Genomic DNA, 19,757 nt, shown 5'->3' with positions numbered 1-19,757 from the left:
CAGACTGGACAATGATATCCAGCCTGCTCCATGAGTTCCAGCGATGTTATCAGTATTGTTTATTTATCTGCACATTTGTGGAACCACCGAGTGAAATCACATCACTCTGGCCGTACCAATCACCCTTTTTGGTCATTACATTGCCATCAGTGTCGATACGTGCCTTGACGATCATAGTCGGCAACGATGACATCAGACGCTCAGGTATCATGCTGTCATTGTCACTTAATGTCAGCGTCAACGGGAACTGAGATAGCGGCATTCGACGCGCCGCTACAGGCATTGGCGCGCCATCAGCTGAATGTACTGAGACAATGACGATGCCCTGTGATGGCAATGTCACTGATGGATCAAGCTCAACCTTCACCGAAACAGTTTTCGGATTCGCTGCTTGTTCACTCGCCTGAGTGATCTGTGCCTGCGCCCGCTCAATACTGCGGTCCAGCATTTTGGCTCGAGGATCATCTTCGCCAATCATCCGCTTCATCATCGTCCAGTAAGAGACAGCCTGCGAATAATCACCACGTTCAAATGAGTCAAACGCCAACAGAGACATCGCACGGATATTCGTGTGGTCTTGCTTGATCACATTACGCAGTAGTTGGCGCGCATAATCGCTCTTGGCCGGATCACCAATCAGCATCAGCGTCTGAGCATAGCTCAGCTGGATTTCCGGGTTACCCGGCTCCAATGCATAAGCGCGCTTCATCGCCCCCTGGGCAGTATCGGCATCGCGGTTCGCCATCCCAATTCGGCCAAGCAGCAACCAGCCCGTTGCGTCATTCGGGTTGTCGTGCAAACGGGTTCGCAGTGCCAGGGTGAGATCATTCATCTCAGCATCGCTTAGCGGCTCAGCTCCCTGCTCGTCCATCAAGCGCTTTGATAGCTCAGGTAGCTGCGCTACGGTCTGCTGCCAGGACTCCACCTTATCGAGGTTACCGACGGTGAAATACATGCCGTACGATACCGCCACCAACATGATAAGCCCCGGGATAAGCATAACTGTACTAACTGCCGTTTTTTGCTGCTCAGCCTGGGCCGGCACATCATCCAGCAGTGACTGCTGCAGCTCAGAAACCAGCTCATCCTGATTCGAGACCAAGCCTTCGCTGGTTTCACTTTCCAGCTCGTTAATACGATCTTTAAAGAAGGCCTTGTTCAGCTCGTCACGGCTAGCGACGTCATCCTGTGCCTTGCCAAGATACATTGGCGCCACAAAAATGGCCGCAGCAACCAAAACCAAAGCAACGGTTATTAGCCAAAACAGCGTCATTACTTCACCTTCCCGTCGTTATTCGGATTTTGTTGTTCCATCTCTTTCAACAACGCTTTCAGGCGTTGCTCTTCATCAGCTTCCAACTCTGACGCTGCCTGCTTGTCTGCCGTTTTGCGAGAACGCATTACCAGCACGGTAAAACCAATGAATACGAACAACAATGGTCCAGCCCACAGGATAATTGTTGATAGCATCAGCGGCGGATCGTAAGTAACAAAGTTACCGTAGCGCGCAATCATGTAGTCGACCACATCTTGCTCGCTTTTGCCATCGCTCAGCATATCATACGCTTTTTGGCGCATATCTTTGGCCAGTTCAGCATTCGAGTCTGCAATTGTATTGTTCTGACACTTAGGGCAACGCAATGTTGCCGTCAGGTTCTGGAAGGCTTTTTCCTGCTCTGCGGATTCGAACTCATAGACATCGATAGCAGCCGACGCAGGAAGAGCCGCAGCAAATACCAGCCCGAAAGCCAGCAGCATGGCACTAATTTGTTTCATCATCCCTTCGCTTCCTCCAGCAACGCCTGATACATTGGCTGTAGAGTATCAGCCCAGTTTCGCTCGTTCACGTCACCAACATGGCGGTAACGAACAATACCGTTGGCATCAATCAAGAAGGTCTCCGGCGCGCCGTAAACGCCCAGATCCATACCCAACATGCCGTTACCGTCGAACAGACTATGAATGTACGGGTTGCCCAGCTCATTGAGCCAACGGACAGCCTTAAGACGCTCATCCTTATAGTTAAGGCCTATAATCTTTACCCCGTTGCTTGCCAGCTCGTTAAGGTAGGTGTGCTCGGCGTAGCAGGTCGGACACCAGGTTGCCCAGACATTCAACAGCAGAGGTTCGCCCTTGAAGATATCCTGCTCATACAACTTGCCGGCTTCAACCAAATCTTCCAACTTGAAATCAGGTACCGGCTTACCGACCAGTACCGATTCCAGCTTGGTCGGATCATCGCCTTCTGCATTACGAGTAAGCTGAACCATAAAGACCAGCGCCAGTGCCAAAAACAGTACCAGAGGTACAAACAATAATTTCTTATTCATCAGTTAACCTCAGCTTTCTTGGCAGCTTTAGCTGTGCCTACCTTGGCTTGTTTACGGAAACGGTAACGCTTGTCACTAATTGCAATAGCTCCACCCAGCGCCATCAACACCGAGCCAAACCAGATCCAGTTTACAAACGGTTTGAAGTAAATTCGTACGGCCCAGGCACCATCACCTAGCTTCTCACCCATAGCAACATACAAATCGCGGGTAACGCCGCTGTCGATAGCGGCTTCGGTCATCATTGAACCGGCGACTGTATAAAAACGCTTCTCGGCATGCAGTTCGGTAACAAACTTGCCGTTACGGGTAATATTGAAATCTGCAATATAACCATCGTAGTTAGGGCCATCGGCATCACGCAAACCTGCGAAATGGAAATCGTAGCCCTGAACCTGAACCGTTTCACCCGGCGCCAGGCGCACATCACGCTCAATATCGTAATTTGAAACCAGGGTAATACCGATCACAGACACGGCCAGACCAATATGACCCAATACCATTGCCCAGTGACTGCGGCCAAGCTTACCTAGCCCTTGCAGCAGGCTATGGCGGTGCGTCGCACGCTGATACAGCTCAAAACTGTGCATCACCACAATCCAGATAGCCATGACAAGGCCAAGTACCGCCAGCGGCTCCATGCTGTCGGTAAAGAGCAGAATGGCCAGGAACGAGAACGGTAGCGTAACCGCAGCCGATATAATCATCGGCTTGGTGATATTAGACAGGTTGTCACGCTTCCAGCGTACCAGCGGACCGATACCCAGAATGAAAGCAAACGGGATCATCAGCCAGGTGAACAAGGTATTGAAGAACGGCACACCAATAGATACGGAACCAAGGCCAATCTGCTTGTGAATAAGCGGCAGCAAGGTACCAATCAATACAACCAGCAGGCCAGCGACCAACAGCAAATTGTTAGCCAGCAGCAGGTTCTCACGCGAGAACAGGCTGTAATTACCACGTGATCTGATCTGGCCGCCGCGCAGAGCGTAGAGCAGCAAGGAGCCACCAATGACCACAATCAGGAAGCCAAGGATGAACATGCCACGAGCCGGATCGGAGGCGAAAGCATGCACAGAAACCAAAACACCTGAACGGACCAGGAAGGTACCCAGCAGACTCAACGAGAACGCCGAGATTGCCAGCAGTACGGTCCAGGCTTTAAAGGTACCGCGTTTTTCTGTCACAGAAAGCGAGTGCATCAATGCCGTACCGGCTAGCCATGGCATGAACGAGGCGTTTTCGACCGGATCCCAGAACCACCAGCCGCCCCAGCCAAGTTCGTAGTAAGCCCACCATGAACCAAGTGCGATACCCAATGTAAGGAACGACCATGCGGCAATTGTCCAGGGACGAGACCAGCGCGCCCATGCAGTATCCAGACGGCCTGTCATCAAAGAGGCAATTGCAAAGGCAAAGGCAACAGAGAAGCCCACATAACCCATGTACAGCATCGGCGGGTGAATAATCAGCCCCGGATCCTGCAGCAGTGGGTTCAAGTCGCGACCGTCAACCGGGAAGAATGGCAAGGTACGCAGGAACGGGTTGGACGTCATGATGATAAACAGCAGGAAGCCGACTGAAATCATGCCCATTACCGCCAATACACGCGATACCGACTCTAACGGCATGCCGCGGCTGAACATAGCCACAGCCGCCGCCCATGTTGCCTGGATCAGTACCCAAAGCAGCAGCGAACCTTCGTGTGCGCCCCAAACAGCAGTAATACGGTAGTACCACGGCAATAGGCTGTTCGAGTTACTCGCTACATAAGTCACGGTAAAGTCGTTGGTGTAAAACGCCCAACACAGCACGACGAATGACAACAACAGCATGCCGAAAACACCGTATGTCAGCGGACGTGCCATGCGCATCATTGACTGGTTGCCGACAGAGGCACCGTACAATGGATAGATACTTGCGAGGATCGACAAACCCAGCGCAATAATCAGGCTAAAATGCCCTAGTTCTGCAATCATTGAACACTGCCCTGCATCTGATCTTCGGTATATTGAAGAGGTTCGTGGGTTTTCTTCATCGCTTCAGCCACTTCCGGCGGCATATACTCTTCATCGTGTTTTGCCAGTACTTCGTGAGCTTCAATGGTGGTTGCATTTACCAGTACACCCTGAGCGACAATACCCTGACCTTCACGGAACAGATCCGGCAAGATACCGTCGTACTTAATGGTCACAGCCGGGCCGACATCGGCCACATCAAAGCGAACTTCCAGCGACTGAGGATCACGCTTAACCGAACCCGCAACGACCATACCACCGATACGCAGGCGCTGACCGACTTCAGGCTTGGTACCGTCCGGCTTGCCGTTGACCAGCTCTGTCGGGGTATAGAAGAGATCCATATTCTGGTTTAACGCATACAGCATTAAACCAATAGTTGCGCCGAGGCCCACAACTAACGCCAGCACTAGCGTCATGCGTTTTTTACGTCTCGGGTTCATAGTGTGTTCTCCAGTTTTTTCGCTTCTTTAATACGGTGCTCACGAGCGATTTTGTTCTTGATTTCTGCCGCCAGGCGGCGTTTTTTACTCAGGCTTGAAAATAAGATCCACAGCAGGGCAGCAAAGGAAATACCATAGGCCGCCCAGACATAAGATGCGTAGCCACCCATAGCTAAAAAGTCACTAAAAGATTCAAAATGCATGATGGCCTCACTTCATTAATTCACGGACCCAAGGGCGATGACTTTCACGGGCAATGATTTCATTGCGCAGACGTACCAGCGTCACCGCGCCAAAGAAACAGGCAAAGCCGACAATGTTCAGTAACAGCGGCCATAGCATGGTGCTATCCATCGACGGTTTGTCAAGTTTGGTAATCGTGGCACCTTGGTGCAGGGTATTCCACCACTCAACAGAGAAATGAATGATAGGCAGGTTGATAACACCGACAATCGCCAGAATACCCGCCGCCTTTGCCGCGGTTTTCTGATCATCAAACGCACTATAGAGGGCGATAACACCAAGATAGAGGAACAACAAGATCAGCTCAGACGTCAGACGGGCATCCCACACCCACCAGGCTCCCCACATAGGCTTACCCCAGATGGCACCGGTGAGAAGAGCAATCACGGTGAACACAGCACCAACCGGCGCCATTGCCGCAGCAGCCATATCGGACAGTCGGATCTGCCAGACCAAACCGATAAAGGCCGCAATGGCCATTGACATATAGGCCCCCATCGACCAGATGGCCGCAGGAACGTGAAGATAGATAATCCGGAAACTATCGCCCTGCTGGTAATCTGTCGGGGCAAACATTAGCCCCCAGATAGTACCGCCAATGATCCCCAATAAGGCAATAATGGAGAACCAGGGTAACAGGGTACCGCACAGGCGGTAGCAATTTTCAGCTTTCGCGTAGGGATGTAACCACTTCCACATATTTCTGCTCTACTCGTATAATTGTAATAAGTACGTTCTCAGCCAGCGTATTGTTCACTCTAAGCAGAACAACATACCAATGAAACAATTCTCATCATTAAATTAGGATAAGCAAAGTTGAATACCCCCTTTGAGGTACTTGCTCATCTAACCATCGCTTCCTTGTTCTTGCTCAAAATTGTCTCATGAGATCCATTATTATGAGACATCTTACTCAGGTGTAATTGTAATGTTTTATTGCACACTTATACGTAATGATGCAGCAACCGCAAACGGCGCCAGCGTTGCCGACCCAATCAACATTGCCCCCATCAGCGCCAACTGCCCGTTGAACGCCATCCCGAGGCTTGCCGCATCAATTGCCGAGGTAGCAAATATCAGCACAGGGATATACAGCGGCAAAATGAGCAAGCTCAATAATACCCCGCCCTTTCTCAGCCCCACTGTCAGCGCGACCCCAATCGCCCCGAGAAAGCTCAATGTCGGCGTACCGACAAGCAGCGTCAGTACCACCGCCTTCCAGGTCTCCCAGTCCAACGACAGCAAGATTGCCAGCAGCGGGCTGATCAGCAACAAAGGCACACCTGTCAGTACCCAGTGCGCCACCATTTTGGCAAAAGCCAGCACCGGCAGTGGTGTCGGCATCATCAGCATCTGCTCGAGCGAACCGTCGACAAAGTCATCCCGGAACAGACGCTCCAGCGACAACAATGCGGCCAGCAACGCGGCAACCCAAACAATACCCGGTGCGATCCGAGCCAGTAGATTCGGCTCCGGCCCGACTCCCAATGGGAACAGGGTGATCACAATAATAAAAAACCACAACGGGTTAAAAACATCAGCCTGTCGACGAAATGCAATCAGCAGTTCACGCCGAATGACTTGAAAAATAGCGCTTAGCATCCTGAACTACTGCCCCAACTTAATCTTCCGTAAATGGTTACTGTCTGTGAACATATCCTGGTGAGTCGTTAGCAGCACGACACCGCCACGCTCGACATGAGACAGGAATAACCGTTCCAGCACTTTCACACCCTGCTTGTCGATAGCCGTCAGGGGCTCATCCAAAATCCACAGCTTATGGTTGCTGATCCACAACCTTGCCAGAGCCACCCGGCGCTGCTGACCGGCAGACAGCTGACCGGCCGGAACATCTTCCCGCCCTGCCAAGCCGACATGGGCAAGTGCCTGCCAGAGGCAATCGTCACCGCTGACCTGTGGCGTTCCCGCCAGCTCCGAGTCTTCCGTATGGGTATGCATAGCCTGGAAAAAAGCCAGGTTTTCAAACGCTGTCAGCTCCCGCTTTACCCCGGTCTGGTGACCAAGGAACAGCAAGTCCTGATAGTAATCTTCCCGTGCTGTTTCGATATTTTCGTTGTTCCAGCACACGCTACCGCTGTCTGCCCGCCCGAGACCCGCAATGATCCGGAGCAAGGTTGTTTTTCCGGCGCCGTTATGTCCTTCAATCTGAACCAGTTCACCTGACGATACAGAGAAACTTAGGTCGTCGAACAACACCCGCTCATCGCGGACACAGCTTAATTCTTGTACAGACAACATATTAAATGATGTATCCTAGGTGACACAATTTAGCGGGCATATTACCACACTGGTTCAGGATTTTGTTAGACACCCAGTTGTATAGTTCCATCACTTAGGTTAGTAATTGTGACATCCATGCGTATCGACAGCTCCCAAACCTCTGCTTTAACTAAGAGTGGACAAATTGAACCTAAAAAAGTGCCAGAAAATGAGACAAATACCAAAATTCCTCAATCCGTAAATACCAACAAGCCAATTCAGGGACAAATTTCCCAGCTGTCTCAAGTATTAACGCAAATGAATGTGCTGCAACGTTTTTTTACAACTTTTGTCACACAGAGTTCATCCCCTTCGATGCCCTCTTCGCCAGCTGTCACTAATTTGCTCTCTCAGCTTCTGATGCCCAAAAATAAAGCCACACTTATCCAGTGGCTTAGGCAAGGTGCCGGAAAGCCGGCTCTGCTCCAATTGTTGGAACAATCCAGACAAGCGGATAGCCCTCTGAAGCAGTGGCTGCAGCAGCTGCCAACCGACAAGCAAGACGAATTCAATGCGTTGCTCAAACTGGCCGTTGAACAGCGCTTGGCCGCCAACGGCAAAGATAACGACGCCACCCTACTGCAGTTGCATTTGTTGCAGCCAAACGGCCGAGAGCTGAAATTATCCGTTGAAAAGGATCCCGACGCTAGTCCAGCAAGAAGCACCGAGCAATCGTCTAAGTGGACTATCCGGTTAGCACTCCCTGTCGGCCAATACGATATCGTCCATGCAATCGCGGTATGGCAACAACAAAATCTGGCTCTCGCCTTCGAATCAGACAATAGAGAGTGGCTGAATCGCACCGAGGCCCTTTCACCGGTGCTGACCGAGCGGTTAGCAATGCTGGGGATCGACAGCGAACCTGCCACCTTTACATTTCGTCCGCCGCAAATTGTCGAACCAAAAACAGAAGGGCTGTCGATTCTGGTATAGTGATCGCCACAGATATGACCAAATTGAAAACATGCAGAAAAATAAAAGCGCGATAGCACTCCACTATGACGGGCAGCAAACACCAACGGTAACGGCCAAGGGCCATAACCAGCTGGCAGAGCACATCATCGAGCAGGTCAAACAACAGGGCGGCTTGATTCATCAGGATGAAGCGCTTACTGACTACCTCAACAACCTTGAGGTCGGTGACGAGATCCCGGAGAACCTCTATCGGGTTATCGCCGAGCTGATCGCTTTTTCCTGGTTCCTAAACGGAAAAACCCCTCCCGGGTGGGAAGGGCTTTCAAGTATCAGCGGACAAGTGTAATACAACTGAACGACTGGTTATGAAACCGCGTTAACGCCGTCTTGGCTGCGCCATCTTTTGCTGCAAGCGCAGCAACAGCTCCGCCTCCGCCTTAGGCAAATCACACTCTTCCATCAGCTCATCGACATCGGCTCCCAGCTCAACCATTTTACTGGCGCGGCTGTAAAGCTTTCCGTCGGGATCCAACATCGCCATTTCACCCTGTCGATCCGAGATCATCTCAAGGTGCTCGGCCATGTCAGCCAGCTTCTGGCTCATACCTATTGTTCCGGCACGCAGCTCGGTAAACTGCTTAAGCAAGCTTTCGTGCTGGTGCCGAGAGTTTTTCAACACCAACTCTGTGGCGGCAAATTTTGCTTCCAGTGCCTGGCGGGCCTTGCGTTCACGACGAACCATTAGCCATGAAATAATCACGGCCAGGATCGCAACAGCAACCGGCAACCATTGCAAAACGAGGCTTAGCATTACAAGTACGCCATCTCGTCCCATTCTTCGTCAGACAGCAGCTTGTTTAGGTCTACCAGGATCAGCAACTCGCCGTCTCGGTTACTCACGCCCTGGATAAACTTCGCGCTCTCTTCTGTACCGACACTTGGTGTGCTGTCAATCTCAGAACTACGTAGATAAACAACTTCTGCAACGCTGTCTACCAAGATACCGATCACCTGCTTTTCAGCCTCGATGATCACAATACGAGTATTGTCAGAAATTTCACCTGGCATTAGGCCAAAGCGAGAACGAGTATCAATAACCGTTACTACGTTACCACGCAGGTTGATGATACCCAGAACGTAATCTGGCGCACCTGGTACCGGAGCAATTTCGGAGTAGCGCAATACTTCACGTACCTGCATCACATTGATACCGTAGGTTTCATCTTCCAGCTGGAAAGTTACCCATTGCAGTACCTGATCGCTACCGTCTTCTTTTTGTATTTCGGCTACACTAACCTGAGACATGCTGTTTCCTCTTTGGCCTTGCTCACATTACACTCTTAACATCTAAACCAGCATTGAGCATAGATATTAGTTCGCTAACATGAATTAGAGCACACATTTTTTCTTTAACCATTCCGGCAAGCCAAGGACGTTTACCCGCCTGTTCCCGCCAACGAACACTCTGTTCTGTCAGAGTTTCAGTCCCGTGGAGCGCATTACATGCCAATCCCCACTTGCTTTCCCCTAACATCACGATATATCGATATTCTTCCTGATGTTCATTCGAACTCAGTTTTTCCGGCATCACCCAGCGTGCAGTATCGACCACATCCAGCTGATGCTCACGGTTTGTCATCAACCCGAGGTACCAGGGCGGCCGCCCCAGAAGGTGATTCACCTCTCCGAGCTGATGAATGCCCCCCAATTCAGTCAACGGCACAGCAAACGTCACGCCATTGACCTCAAAGAAAAGCGCCTGAAACTCTGAACTTCTGTCCTGCTGTTGCTGCCACACATCCGGTGGACCGTCACTGCCAGGCTGTGTTTCAGGCTCAACAACCACTTCAGGCTCAGCGTGTTCAACGTCTGACTCTGATTCTACGCTTGTTGCTGATTCTACGTTATTGCTTTGCGATTCAACAGAAAAAGGTTCCATAGCAGGCACAGTCACCGCCTCTTCCAGAACCACTTCTTCCACCACCTGTTCAGCTCTTTCGGCCGCACACTGCATCTGCTCGGCAATCAGGGCATCGGTTTCATGCTGGATGTCAGACTGCATCTGGCTCATCTGACTCAGCAGTCGTTGCACATCTTCCAGCTCAGCCTGCGGCTTTTCGGCAAAAGAAACTGAGGGCTTGCTGTCCGGTAATACGGGTTTAGGCTCTGCCGGCGGCTCCTGAGTCTGCGGTATCCAGCCCGATGCCTTCTCCGATGACGAAGAAAGGTTCAGCTCGACAGAGACGACACTATCACTCTGCTCGTCGTGCGACTCGGACAGTTGTTCAAAGTCGAACGGTGCCGCGGTACTCTCAGATTGAAGATCGCTGTCGATCGTGGCGCCACCGCCTTGATCGTGCTGATCCGGTTGCTCTTGTAGCTCAATCTCATCTTCAGCCTGAGAGGCTAACTCATCTGCCAGCTCAACCTCTTCAGGCTCAGCCAGCAAATCAAAAAAATAATCATCCAGTGCCTGTTCACTGGACAGACGATGCTTATCGTTCATCTTGATCCAGACGCTCCAGATAATTTAGCAGTGTCTTGTAAGCAAAAACACCACGACAACTGCGGGCATACAAAGACGGTGGCATATGCTTGATACTGGCATCACGGAACTTGGTATCAATCGGCACCGCCGATGCCCAAATTTGCTCCGGGAACCGTACTTTCAGCTCCTGCAGTGTCTGCAGTGATGCCCGGGTCCGCTTGTCATACATTGTCGGGACAATGGTTACCCGAAAGCCCGAGGGACGAGATTTTTGCATGATCTGGAGGGTGCGCATCATGCGCTCCAGCCCTTTCATCGCCAAAAACTCGGTCTGTACCGGGATCAGGATCCTGTCGCTGGCCGCAAGGGCATTGACCATCATCACCCCAAGGATCGGCGGACAGTCAATCAGCACATAATCATAGTCATCTGCCAGACTGTTCAAGGCCTTTTTTAACACCAGCCCCATCCCGCCACGGTTACCCATTACCCGGTCCAGCGTCGCCAGCGACATATGCGCCGGTATAATATCGATATTCTTAAACTGGGTATTCAAAATTATCGGGCGAACAGTCGCGCGCGTGACATCGGTAAGCTGAAACAAGTCAAACAGACTGGCAGCTACTGAATCCGCATCAAAGTTGAGGTAGGTCGTCAGCGACGAGTGGGGATCGGTATCCACCAACAGTACGCGTTTGTTACGCTCACTCAGCAACCCGGCAAGCGTTACCGTTGTCGTTGTTTTCCCGACCCCGCCTTTTTGATTGGCGATACTCCAGACGATCAAATCGAACTCCCTATGACAGGCCGATTTCAACCAGAATGCGCTCGGCAATCCGATCTAGCGGCAGGTCTTCACTGGAGATCCCCGCTTTTGCCACGGCCTGCGGCATCCCGTAGACGACACAGCTTTCTTCGTCCTGCGCCCAAATCGTCGAGCCGCTAGATTTCAGCATGCGTGCGCCTTCTCGACCGTCAGCACCCATCCCGGTCAACACCATAGACAGAACCTTGTCATGATAGATCTTGGCCGCCGAGCCGAAGGTCACATCGACGCATGGCTTGTAGTTCATTCGCTCGCCGCCATCAATGATCCGCACACGGGCAGAGCCCGGACGTCCATCCAGCATCATTTGCTGACCGCCGGGAGCCAGGTAGGCCATTCCCGGTTTGAGGGTATCCCCGTCCTCGGCTTCCTTTACCCCAATTTTGCACAAATTGTTCAGGCGAGCTGCAAACGCGGCCGTAAAGGTCGCTGGCATGTGCTGAACCAGTACGATCGGATAAGGGAAATTGGCCGGTAACTTGGTCAATATTTTCTGCAGGGCAACCGGGCCACCTGTCGAGGTACCAATAGCCATAAGCTGATATTTCTTGCCCGAAGACTTAAACCGCGCCATCGGCTTCGCCGCCACAGGGCGCGCCCCCGGACGTGCCGCTGTCGCAGCCGTTGTCTGAGATGCCGTTGCAGCTGTTCGTCCAAGTGCAGGCTTTTTCAGCTCACGCCCGGCAGCCGGTGCAGTAGCAGCCGGGCGAACCGAACGGCGCATGAAAACACGTTTTCGTGCCAGCTCGCCAACACGTTTTTGCAACAGGCCAACCGCCTCGTCACGGTTGCGGGCAATATCTTCAAATTTCTTCGGCAGGAAATCCAACGCACCGGCATCAAGTGCATCCAGTGTCGCCTTCGCACCTTCGTGGGTCAGCGAAGAGAACATCAGGATCGGGGTCGGTGCGCTTTTCATGATTTCGCGCACGGCAGTAATACCGTCCATCACCGGCATCTCAATGTCCATGGTGATGACATCAGGCTGAAGCTTGTTAGTCAGTTCTACCGCTTCTTTACCATTGACGGCACTGCCAATCACCTCGAGTCGAGGATCGGAGTTAATTATTTCACTGACACGGCGGCGGAAGAAGCTTGAATCATCCACCACCAATACTTTTACTGCCATGTTGTCTTTATCCCGTATATATGAGTTATCCAGCCTATCTAACAAACTGAACAATTATCTGGCACAGGCAAGCCCGACAGGCTAACAGAACCAGATAATAATTTAATTTGCTATTTAGGGGCTTACGCCCCTAATTTAGTTGTCGCTCTGGTGTTGAGTGAACGGCCTGGCCTTATCGGCCGGCATAGTGTTTTAGCAGGTTTGGCACGTCAAGGATCAGGGCAATATGACCATCGCTGGTAATGGTTGCACCAGCCATACCCGGTGTCCCCTGAAGCAGCTCATCAAGCGGCTTGATCACTACCTCTTCCTGACCAATCAAGGTATCGACCACAAAACCAATACGCTGGTGACCAATTTGAACAATCACCACATGGCCATGGTCACGCTCACGCTGCGGCAGGCCGACAGCTGACAACCAGTCTTGCAGGTAGAACAGTGGGATAGCCTTCTCACGGACAATGATCGTCAGCTGACCGTCAACATTGTTTGTCTTGCGCAGATCAAGATGGAAAATCTCGTTCACGCTAGCCAACGGCAGGGCAAATGGCTGTTCAGCCACACCCACCATCAGGGTCGGCAGGATAGCCAGCGTCAGCGGTACCTTGATATCAATACGGGTACCCTTGCCCAGCGCCGAATCAATGCTGATTGAGCCGTTAAGCTGGCTGATCCCGGTCTTAACCACATCCATGCCCACACCACGACCGGAGATATCAGAGATCTCTTTCTTGGTCGAGAAGCCTGGCGCAAAGATCAGGTTATAACACTCTGAATCAGTTAGGCGTGAAGCTGCATCAGCGTCCATCACACCGCGGTCAACGGCGATGTTGCGCAGTTTATCCGGATCCATACCGCCGCCATCATCCTCGATGGTCAGCAGAATGTGGTCGCCTTCCTGTGAGGCAGACAGCAGTACTGTACCAAGACGCGGTTTACCTGCTTTTTCACGGGCATCCGGCATTTCGATACCATGGTCAACCGAGTTACGGACCAAGTGAACCAGCGGATCGGCCAGCGCTTCAACCAGGTTCTTATCCAGATCGGTTTCTTCACCTCGCATTTCCAACACGATTTCTTTTTTCAGGCTACGCGCCAAGTCACGAACAACCCGAGGGAAGCGGCCAAACACTTTCTTGATTGGCTGCATACGGGTTTTCATCACCGCGCCCTGCAAATCGGCAGTCACGACATCCAGGTTGGATACGGCCTTGGACATTTCCTCATCATTGGTATTAAGGCCCAGGCTAACCAGACGGTTACGGACCAGTACCAATTCACCCACCATGTTCATGATGGTATCCAGGGTCGAGGTATCAACACGGACTGTCGCTTCGGCGGCCGGTTTGCCTTTATCCTTGGCTGCAGCAACAGCTTTCGGCTTTCTTTCCGCCACAGGTTTAGGTGCCGGAGCTGGTGCACTGGGTACAGGAGCCGGTGCTGCTGGTGCCGCAGGGGCTGCAGCAGGAGCCGCTGGCGCGACAGGCACTTCAGGGCTTGCCGGTTTAGAGACATCTGCCAGCATATCAGCCACTGGGCGAGTCGCCATCTCCAACTCTTCTGCCGACGGGCCTTTGCCCGAGCCATGCAGCTCATCAAGCAAACGCTCGAATTCATCGTCCGTCATCAGGTCATCATCACCCGAGCTGGCACCTGTGTCGCTAGGTACCGTCGAGGCCGCTACCGGTGCGGCTGGCGCCGGTGTAGCTGGAACCGGTGTAGCAACAACCACGCTGTCAGTATTGCCCGGGCCTTTGCCAGCACCGTGCAGTTCGTCCAGCAGACGCTCGAACTCATCATCGGTGATATCACCGGACTCAGACTGAATCTGATTCACAGCAGCGGCATTGCCTGCTTGTGGCGCAGGTGCCGATGCTGGGGTTGGAGCTGGTGTTGCAGAAGAGGCTGAAGGGCCACTGCCCGCACCATGAAGCTCATCAAGTAGACGATCAAATTCATCCTGCGTCATGTCGTCAACTGTATCACCGGCAATTGCCGATGATGGGGCAGCAGGCTGCGCCGCTACTGGTTCAACTACCGGGCTTGGTGCCACAGGCTCAGGAACCACAACCGGCTCTGGCTCTGGCTCTGCGACCGGCGCAGCGGCGGCAGGAGCGAGTTCTTCTGCTGTCGGCGGCTGGCTGTAGCGGTGAAGCGCATCAAGCAGGCTCTGCTCAGCGGGAACAAGTGGTTCTCGCTCCTGCACCAAACCAAACATTTCGTTGATGGTATCCAACGCCTCAAGAATCACATCCATTAATTCTGGTGTAACGCTTCGCTTGCCGGTTCTCAGCAAGTCAAAGATATTCTCTGCACCATGGCATGCATCCACCAACTCAGTCAGAGAGAGGAAACCAGCGCCACCCTTAACGGTGTGAAAGCCACGGAAAATCGCATTGAGCAGCTCTGAATCTTCAGGGCTACGCTCAAGCTCAACCAGCTGCTCAGACAGCAACTCAAGAATTTCTCCTGCTTCAATCAAAAAGTCTTGCAGGATGTCTTCGTCTAAATCAAAGCTCATATATTTCCCCTAAAATCCAAGACTAGACAGCAAGTCGTCAACATCATCCTGTGAGGACATGACATTTTCACGTTCTTCTGTGTTGACAATTGGCCCCTCGGGAGTAAGCACACAGGCTTCTGTAAGGGCTTCAGGTCTGTCTTCTTGTTCCATGCCAAAGGCTTTAAGGATTTCGACTAATTGATCTTCCACTTCGTGCACCAATTCGATGACACGACGTATTATCTGTCCGGTGAGATCCTGAAAGTCTTGAGCCATTAAAATTTCTGTCAAATGGCTACGAAGCGCATTGTTGTCACCTTCAACCTGTACCAACAAGCTGTCAATTTCATGGCATAGTAACTTAAATTCATTAAGCGCAATCTGCCCACCCATTAGACGCTTCCACTGAGGATGAACCTGGCTCAGAGAGTCATTCAACCTATCGGCAAGCGGTTCGATACTATCGATCGCATCCATGGTTTTATTGGCAGCAGATTCCGTTTTATCAATCACATATGACAAACGGTCACGGGCGTCAGGAATTTCGTTCTTCGCTAAATCATTAAGACGGGGATCAAGACGAAAATTTGCCAGTGAATCATGCAATTGACGAGTCAACTTACCCACTTCTGCATAGACAGGATCACGGCTGTCTGAGACAAGCCCCTGTACCAGCGTGTTTGCTTCGTCCTGTTTCCCATCTTCAAGCAGGCTGACAAGCTGCTTAGCCTGATCGAGTGAAATCATTATGGTTATTACCCTTTTAGCGCCTGACGATTGTAATTACTGCATACGCTCGAAGATTTTATCTAACTTCTCTTTCAACGTAGCTGCCGTAAATGGCTTAACGATATAACCGTTAACACCCGCCTGCGCAGCTTCGATAATCTGCTCGCGTTTTGCTTCAGCGGTGATCATCAGTACCGGAAGGTGCTTCAGTTCATCATCAGCACGAATGTGCTTAAGCAAATCAATCCCTTGCATACCAGGCATGTTCCAGTCTGTTACAACGAAATCAAACCCGCCTTTTTTCAGCATAGGTAGCGCAGTCAATCCATCATCCGCCTCCTGGGTATTGTTAAAACCTAGGTCACGTAGCAAATTTTTAACGATACGGCGCATTGTTGAGAAGTCATCAACAATGAGGATTTTCATGTTTTTATTCAAAGTTGCCTCCACTGAGGTCACAGTGTTTTTATCTAATATGTATTAAGCAGTCCAAACCTTGAGCTTGGAACGCAAACGTTGCATCGCCTGACTATGAATCTGGCAAATACGAGATTCACTGACCCCGATAACAGCACCAATCTCCTTGAGATTGAGCTCCTCATCATAGTAAAGAGACAGGACCAGCGCCTCTCTTTCAGGCAGTGTTTTTATTGCTTCAGCCAATGATTGACGGAAATTATCATTCACAACACCCTGAAATGGAAGATTTTCTTCAAGTGCTTCTTCACTTGCAACAGCATCTTCCGATACACCCAGATCATCCATACCAATAAGACGCCCACAATTAACATCATTTAGCGCCTGATGGTACTGTTCGAGTGTCATTTCGAGATGTTCGGCAATTTCCTGATCATTAGGGTCTCGCCCAAACTCTCCTTCCAGGAAAGAAATGGCTTCCGTGATGCGTCGGCTATTTTTATACACCGAACGCGGAACCCAGTCTCCACGGCGGATATCATCAAGCATCGCGCCCCGGATCCGGATACCGGCAAAGGTCTCGAAGCTTGCACCTTTGCTGGGATCATAATTCTGCTGTGCTTCCAGGAGGCCTATCATACCAGCCTGAATTAAATCTTCTAATAGAACGTTGGGGGGCAGTCGCCCCATCAGGTGATGAGCAATGCGCTTTACCAATGACGAATATCGCTCAATAAAGGCATGCGGACTCTCCTGATAGCGTCCGTATGTCAATGCTTTATTCACCAATAGGAGCCTCGTTCGGTGTTGGTGCCGGTGTTTGCTTTACCAATAACTTCTCGACAAAGAATTCGAGATGCCCACCTGCACTGCTCGGCACCGGCCAGGTCATGGCCTTCGACGCCAGTGACGTCAACGCTAATGCCGCCGGACTACGCGGGAAGGCATCAACCACAATTTTCTGACGTTTAACCGACTGGCGAACCCTATCATCAAGCGGTACACAGGCAACCAGCTCGAGGTTGGCATTGAGGAACCGCTCCGTCACACGCGTCAGCTTGGCAAACAGTTCCCGCCCCTCGCGGTAACTGCGTACCATATTGGCTACAATCTTGAACCGCTGAACATCATATTCGCGGCTCAGGATCTTAATCAGCGCATAGGCATCGGTAATCGATGTCGGCTCATCGCACACAACAACCAGTACATCCTGCGCGGCTCGCGCAAAGCTCAGAACCATATCGGAAATACCGGCTGCGGTATCCACCAGCAGAACATCAATATCATCTTCCAGGCTGCTGAAAGCACGGATCAGCCCCATATGCTGAGCGGCCGTCAGTTCAGCCATGTTCTGGGTACCCGATGCAGCCGGGATGATTTTCACCCCGTACGGCCCCTCGACAATGATATCCTGAAGATCGCACTGTCCGGCTAGGACATGCGACAGGTTACGGCCTGCACGCAGCCCCAACATGACATCCACGTTGGCAAGGCCGAGGTCGGCATCAAGCACCATCACCCGCTTGCCCTCGCGGGCCATCGAAATAGCCATGCTCAGGGTCACGTTGGTCTTGCCCACACCGCCTTTACCGCCAGTAACAGTAATGACCTTAGTGGAAGATAATTTTGTCATACGGCGCAAACCGCTCGCTTGATCGTACATTGCGTTCTCAATCATAAAAGTCTGCCGCCTGATTATCTGAACTATCGCTACTCCAGAAATGAGATTGCTGGCTTAATTCTTGTTCTAGTAATTCGTTTGCACGTGATACCAGGTAATCACCTGTTGCTACTTTAATGTCTTCCGGTACCCGCTGGCCGTCAGCCAGATAGGCGATAGGCAGCGCACTCTGAATCGATACACAAATCACCTCACCCAGGCTGAGAGACTCATCCAGCTTGGTCAGAACACAACCCGACAACGGGATCCGGCGGAAGTGTTCAATGGTTTCGTGCAGTACGCGCCGCTGTGCCGTCGAAGGCAGCACCAGAAAACTACGAATCTGTGAGCCACTGTTCTGCATCAGGGTATCAAGCTGCTCAGACAAGCGAATATCACGTTGTCCCATCCCTGCAGTATCGAGCAGAACCAGGCGTCTATGCCGTAACTGGTGAAGTATATCGGCCAGCTCCTCGGCATCTTTAGCAACTCTTACCGGACAGCCCATAATTCGACCATATGTGGCCAGCTGTTCATGCGCTCCGATACGATAAGTATCTGTTGTGACAAGGGCGATTTGGTCCGGACCAAAATCCATCGCGGCACGTGCTGCCAACTTGGCTATGGTGGTCGTCTTGCCCACCCCTGTCGGTCCCAGCAATGCGACAACGCCACCGGTCTCGAGTATACAGTCATCGGTAGTGATGATTTGATCTGACAGCAAATCCAGCAGCGCCGGCCAGGCCTCATTCGCCGGGACGTCTTCTGGGATGTAACAGGCCAGCTGGTCGGCAAGCTCCGGAGAGAGTCCCATTTTTTCCAACCGCTTGATCATCATTGCCCGCATCGGTTCACGGCGCTCGACTTCCTGCCACATCAGGCCGGAAAGCTGGTGTTCCAGCAATCGCCGGATCGACGCCATCTCATTGCGCATCGAGTCCATTTCATCATTCGAATGGCTACCGGCCTTCGGATCGTGACGACTCGGGTCAAGGCGGTTGCCTCCCCGGGCATAATCCTGTTTCAGTCCTTTACTCTGCGACTGCGGGCGACGGTAGTCACCAATATCCAGCGCATGCTTTGGCTGACGCTGAGATCCCATACCGCGCGAGGAGCCGTTAAGCCCGGTTTGCTGACGGCGTTCTGTTCTCGGTTCCTGACCGAACTCTTGCCGGCGGCCGGAACCAAATCCGGATTCCTGCGGCGAATAATTGCCGTTTTGCGGGGCACGTTTTTGCGCCGGACGTCGCTCAGCCGGCGCAGAGCGCGGACGCATTCCTGAACGATCCGGCTCATCATAGCCACGTTCGGAGCCATTGCCGTGGTGCTTGGACTGGCGTTTAAGCAGCGCCGACAGCGAATCCACCTCTGTTTCAGCAGGCTCGTCCTCTGGCTTGCTGTCACCGGTGTAGTTCTGCAATACATTGGCAAACCGGCTTGCCGCCGACTGCTTCAGCTGTACCTTGTCATCTGCCAACTTACGTTTGGCCTGACCCAGTCGCTCAGCCAGGGCGTCACGTGTCGCCTGTGACGTTTTAGGCGGCTCGTTGGCAACGTCAGTATCCACGGCAGCAACAATCTCGACTCCGCCGGTCACTTTTTTATTTGACATGATCACCGCATCAGCCCCGAGCTCTTCTTTCACTTGGCTCAGCGCAGTTCGCATGTCTTTGGCAAAAAATCGCTTAATTTTCAATCTTGTCTTCCCGTCTAATCACGCTATTGCTTACGGCATCTGTCACGCCAAGCCAGCCATTCGGTATTGCATCCACT

The 19,757-nt window shown here is 51.9% G+C and carries 22 protein-coding genes; 2 read left to right on the top strand and 20 right to left on the bottom strand.

Features of this window, described 5'->3' with window-relative positions; translation table 11 throughout:
• Positions 1-49: 49 nt before the first annotated feature.
• The 9 genes from ccmI to ccmA all read right to left on the bottom strand — a co-directional run bounded on the left by ccmI (position 50) and on the right by ccmA (position 7,296).
• Complete coding sequence (ccmI, locus tag L4D19_RS12960) at positions 50-1,273, bottom strand: c-type cytochrome biogenesis protein CcmI (RefSeq protein WP_428452803.1); 1,224 nt, start codon at positions 1,271-1,273, stop codon at positions 50-52.
• Positions 1,273-1,779 (bottom strand): cytochrome c-type biogenesis protein, encoded by a 507-nt coding sequence (locus L4D19_RS12955; RefSeq protein WP_428452802.1) that lies wholly within the window; start codon positions 1,777-1,779, stop codon positions 1,273-1,275. Before L4D19_RS12955 ends, ccmI begins: the two co-directional genes overlap by 1 nt.
• On the bottom strand, positions 1,776-2,330 hold the full coding sequence (locus L4D19_RS12950) for a DsbE family thiol:disulfide interchange protein (protein WP_075764010.1): 555 nt from the start codon (positions 2,328-2,330) through the stop codon (positions 1,776-1,778). The genes L4D19_RS12955 and L4D19_RS12950 overlap by 4 nt, the downstream gene beginning before the upstream one ends.
• Positions 2,330-4,312 carry a heme lyase CcmF/NrfE family subunit gene (locus tag L4D19_RS12945; RefSeq protein WP_428452801.1) on the bottom strand — a complete coding sequence of 661 codons (1,983 nt, stop codon included), beginning with the start codon at positions 4,310-4,312 and terminating at the stop codon, positions 2,330-2,332. The genes L4D19_RS12950 and L4D19_RS12945 overlap by 1 nt, the downstream gene beginning before the upstream one ends.
• The gene (gene ccmE / locus L4D19_RS12940; RefSeq protein ID WP_428452800.1) at positions 4,309-4,794 is read right to left on the bottom strand and encodes a cytochrome c maturation protein CcmE; all 486 of its coding nucleotides are present in this window, start codon (positions 4,792-4,794) and stop codon (positions 4,309-4,311) included. Before ccmE ends, L4D19_RS12945 begins: the two co-directional genes overlap by 4 nt.
• On the bottom strand, positions 4,791-4,997 hold the full coding sequence (ccmD, locus tag L4D19_RS12935) for a heme exporter protein CcmD (protein WP_075764004.1): 207 nt from the start codon (positions 4,995-4,997) through the stop codon (positions 4,791-4,793). The genes ccmE and ccmD overlap by 4 nt, the downstream gene beginning before the upstream one ends.
• A gap of 7 nt (positions 4,998-5,004) precedes the next feature.
• Entirely contained in the window at positions 5,005-5,736 is a 732-nt protein-coding gene (locus L4D19_RS12930; RefSeq protein ID WP_428452799.1) for a heme ABC transporter permease, read from the bottom strand.
• Positions 5,737-5,970: 234 nt separating this feature from the next.
• A complete protein-coding gene (ccmB, locus tag L4D19_RS12925) occupies positions 5,971-6,639 on the bottom strand; it encodes a heme exporter protein CcmB (protein ID WP_428452798.1) in 669 nt (222 codons plus the stop codon).
• Positions 6,640-6,645: 6 nt separating this feature from the next.
• Positions 6,646-7,296, bottom strand: coding sequence for a cytochrome c biogenesis heme-transporting ATPase CcmA (gene ccmA / locus L4D19_RS12920; RefSeq protein ID WP_428452797.1), 651 nt, complete (start codon positions 7,294-7,296; stop codon positions 6,646-6,648).
• Positions 7,297-7,677: 381 nt separating this feature from the next.
• Here ccmA and L4D19_RS12915 point away from each other — a divergent pair, with 381 nt between their 5' ends.
• On the top strand, positions 7,678-8,250 hold the full coding sequence (locus L4D19_RS12915; protein WP_428452796.1) for a hypothetical protein: 573 nt from the start codon (positions 7,678-7,680) through the stop codon (positions 8,248-8,250).
• A gap of 31 nt (positions 8,251-8,281) precedes the next feature.
• Positions 8,282-8,578 carry an EscU/YscU/HrcU family type III secretion system export apparatus switch protein gene (locus L4D19_RS12910; RefSeq protein ID WP_428452795.1) on the top strand — a complete coding sequence of 99 codons (297 nt, stop codon included), beginning with the start codon at positions 8,282-8,284 and terminating at the stop codon, positions 8,576-8,578.
• A gap of 30 nt (positions 8,579-8,608) precedes the next feature.
• Here the strand turns inward: L4D19_RS12910 and L4D19_RS12905 are convergent, their stop codons facing one another.
• The 11 genes from L4D19_RS12905 to flhF all read right to left on the bottom strand — a co-directional run bounded on the left by L4D19_RS12905 (position 8,609) and on the right by flhF (position 19,680).
• Positions 8,609-9,043, bottom strand: coding sequence for a DUF2802 domain-containing protein (locus L4D19_RS12905; RefSeq protein ID WP_075763991.1), 435 nt, complete (start codon positions 9,041-9,043; stop codon positions 8,609-8,611).
• Positions 9,043-9,537 (bottom strand): chemotaxis protein CheW, encoded by a 495-nt coding sequence (locus L4D19_RS12900; RefSeq protein WP_075763989.1) that lies wholly within the window; start codon positions 9,535-9,537, stop codon positions 9,043-9,045. The genes L4D19_RS12905 and L4D19_RS12900 overlap by 1 nt, the downstream gene beginning before the upstream one ends.
• A 22-nt stretch (positions 9,538-9,559) precedes the next feature.
• Entirely contained in the window at positions 9,560-10,738 is a 1,179-nt protein-coding gene (locus L4D19_RS12895) for a chemotaxis protein CheW (protein ID WP_428452794.1), read from the bottom strand.
• Positions 10,728-11,507, bottom strand: a complete 780-nt coding sequence (locus tag L4D19_RS12890) for a ParA family protein (RefSeq protein WP_428452793.1) — start codon at positions 11,505-11,507, stop codon at positions 10,728-10,730. Before L4D19_RS12890 ends, L4D19_RS12895 begins: the two co-directional genes overlap by 11 nt.
• 10 nt (positions 11,508-11,517) lie before the next feature.
• Positions 11,518-12,675 carry a protein-glutamate methylesterase/protein-glutamine glutaminase gene (locus L4D19_RS12885; RefSeq protein ID WP_428452792.1) on the bottom strand — a complete coding sequence of 386 codons (1,158 nt, stop codon included), beginning with the start codon at positions 12,673-12,675 and terminating at the stop codon, positions 11,518-11,520.
• 172 nt (positions 12,676-12,847) lie between these two features.
• Complete coding sequence (locus tag L4D19_RS12880; protein WP_428452791.1) at positions 12,848-15,196, bottom strand: chemotaxis protein CheA; 2,349 nt, start codon at positions 15,194-15,196, stop codon at positions 12,848-12,850.
• 9 nt (positions 15,197-15,205) lie between these two features.
• Positions 15,206-15,925, bottom strand: coding sequence for a protein phosphatase CheZ (locus tag L4D19_RS12875; protein ID WP_428452790.1), 720 nt, complete (start codon positions 15,923-15,925; stop codon positions 15,206-15,208).
• A 36-nt stretch (positions 15,926-15,961) separates the two neighbouring features.
• Positions 15,962-16,333, bottom strand: coding sequence for a chemotaxis response regulator CheY (gene cheY, locus L4D19_RS12870; RefSeq protein WP_036800231.1), 372 nt, complete (start codon positions 16,331-16,333; stop codon positions 15,962-15,964).
• A gap of 54 nt (positions 16,334-16,387) precedes the next feature.
• A complete protein-coding gene (locus tag L4D19_RS12865; protein ID WP_428452789.1) occupies positions 16,388-17,110 on the bottom strand; it encodes an RNA polymerase sigma factor FliA in 723 nt (240 codons plus the stop codon).
• Positions 17,103-18,002, bottom strand: coding sequence for a MinD/ParA family protein (locus L4D19_RS12860; RefSeq protein ID WP_160648734.1), 900 nt, complete (start codon positions 18,000-18,002; stop codon positions 17,103-17,105). Before L4D19_RS12860 ends, L4D19_RS12865 begins: the two co-directional genes overlap by 8 nt.
• Positions 17,995-19,680, bottom strand: coding sequence for a flagellar biosynthesis GTPase FlhF (gene flhF / locus L4D19_RS12855; RefSeq protein ID WP_428452788.1), 1,686 nt, complete (start codon positions 19,678-19,680; stop codon positions 17,995-17,997). The genes L4D19_RS12860 and flhF overlap by 8 nt, the downstream gene beginning before the upstream one ends.
• Between the last annotated feature and the right edge of the window lie 77 nt (positions 19,681-19,757).

This window comes from Photobacterium kasasachensis, assembly GCF_050336885.1.
GTDB classification, from domain to species: Bacteria; Pseudomonadota; Gammaproteobacteria; order Enterobacterales; family Vibrionaceae; genus Photobacterium; species Photobacterium kasasachensis.
Note: the sequence above shows the minus strand (reverse complement) of the source record. Positions and strands in the feature narration are given on the sequence as shown.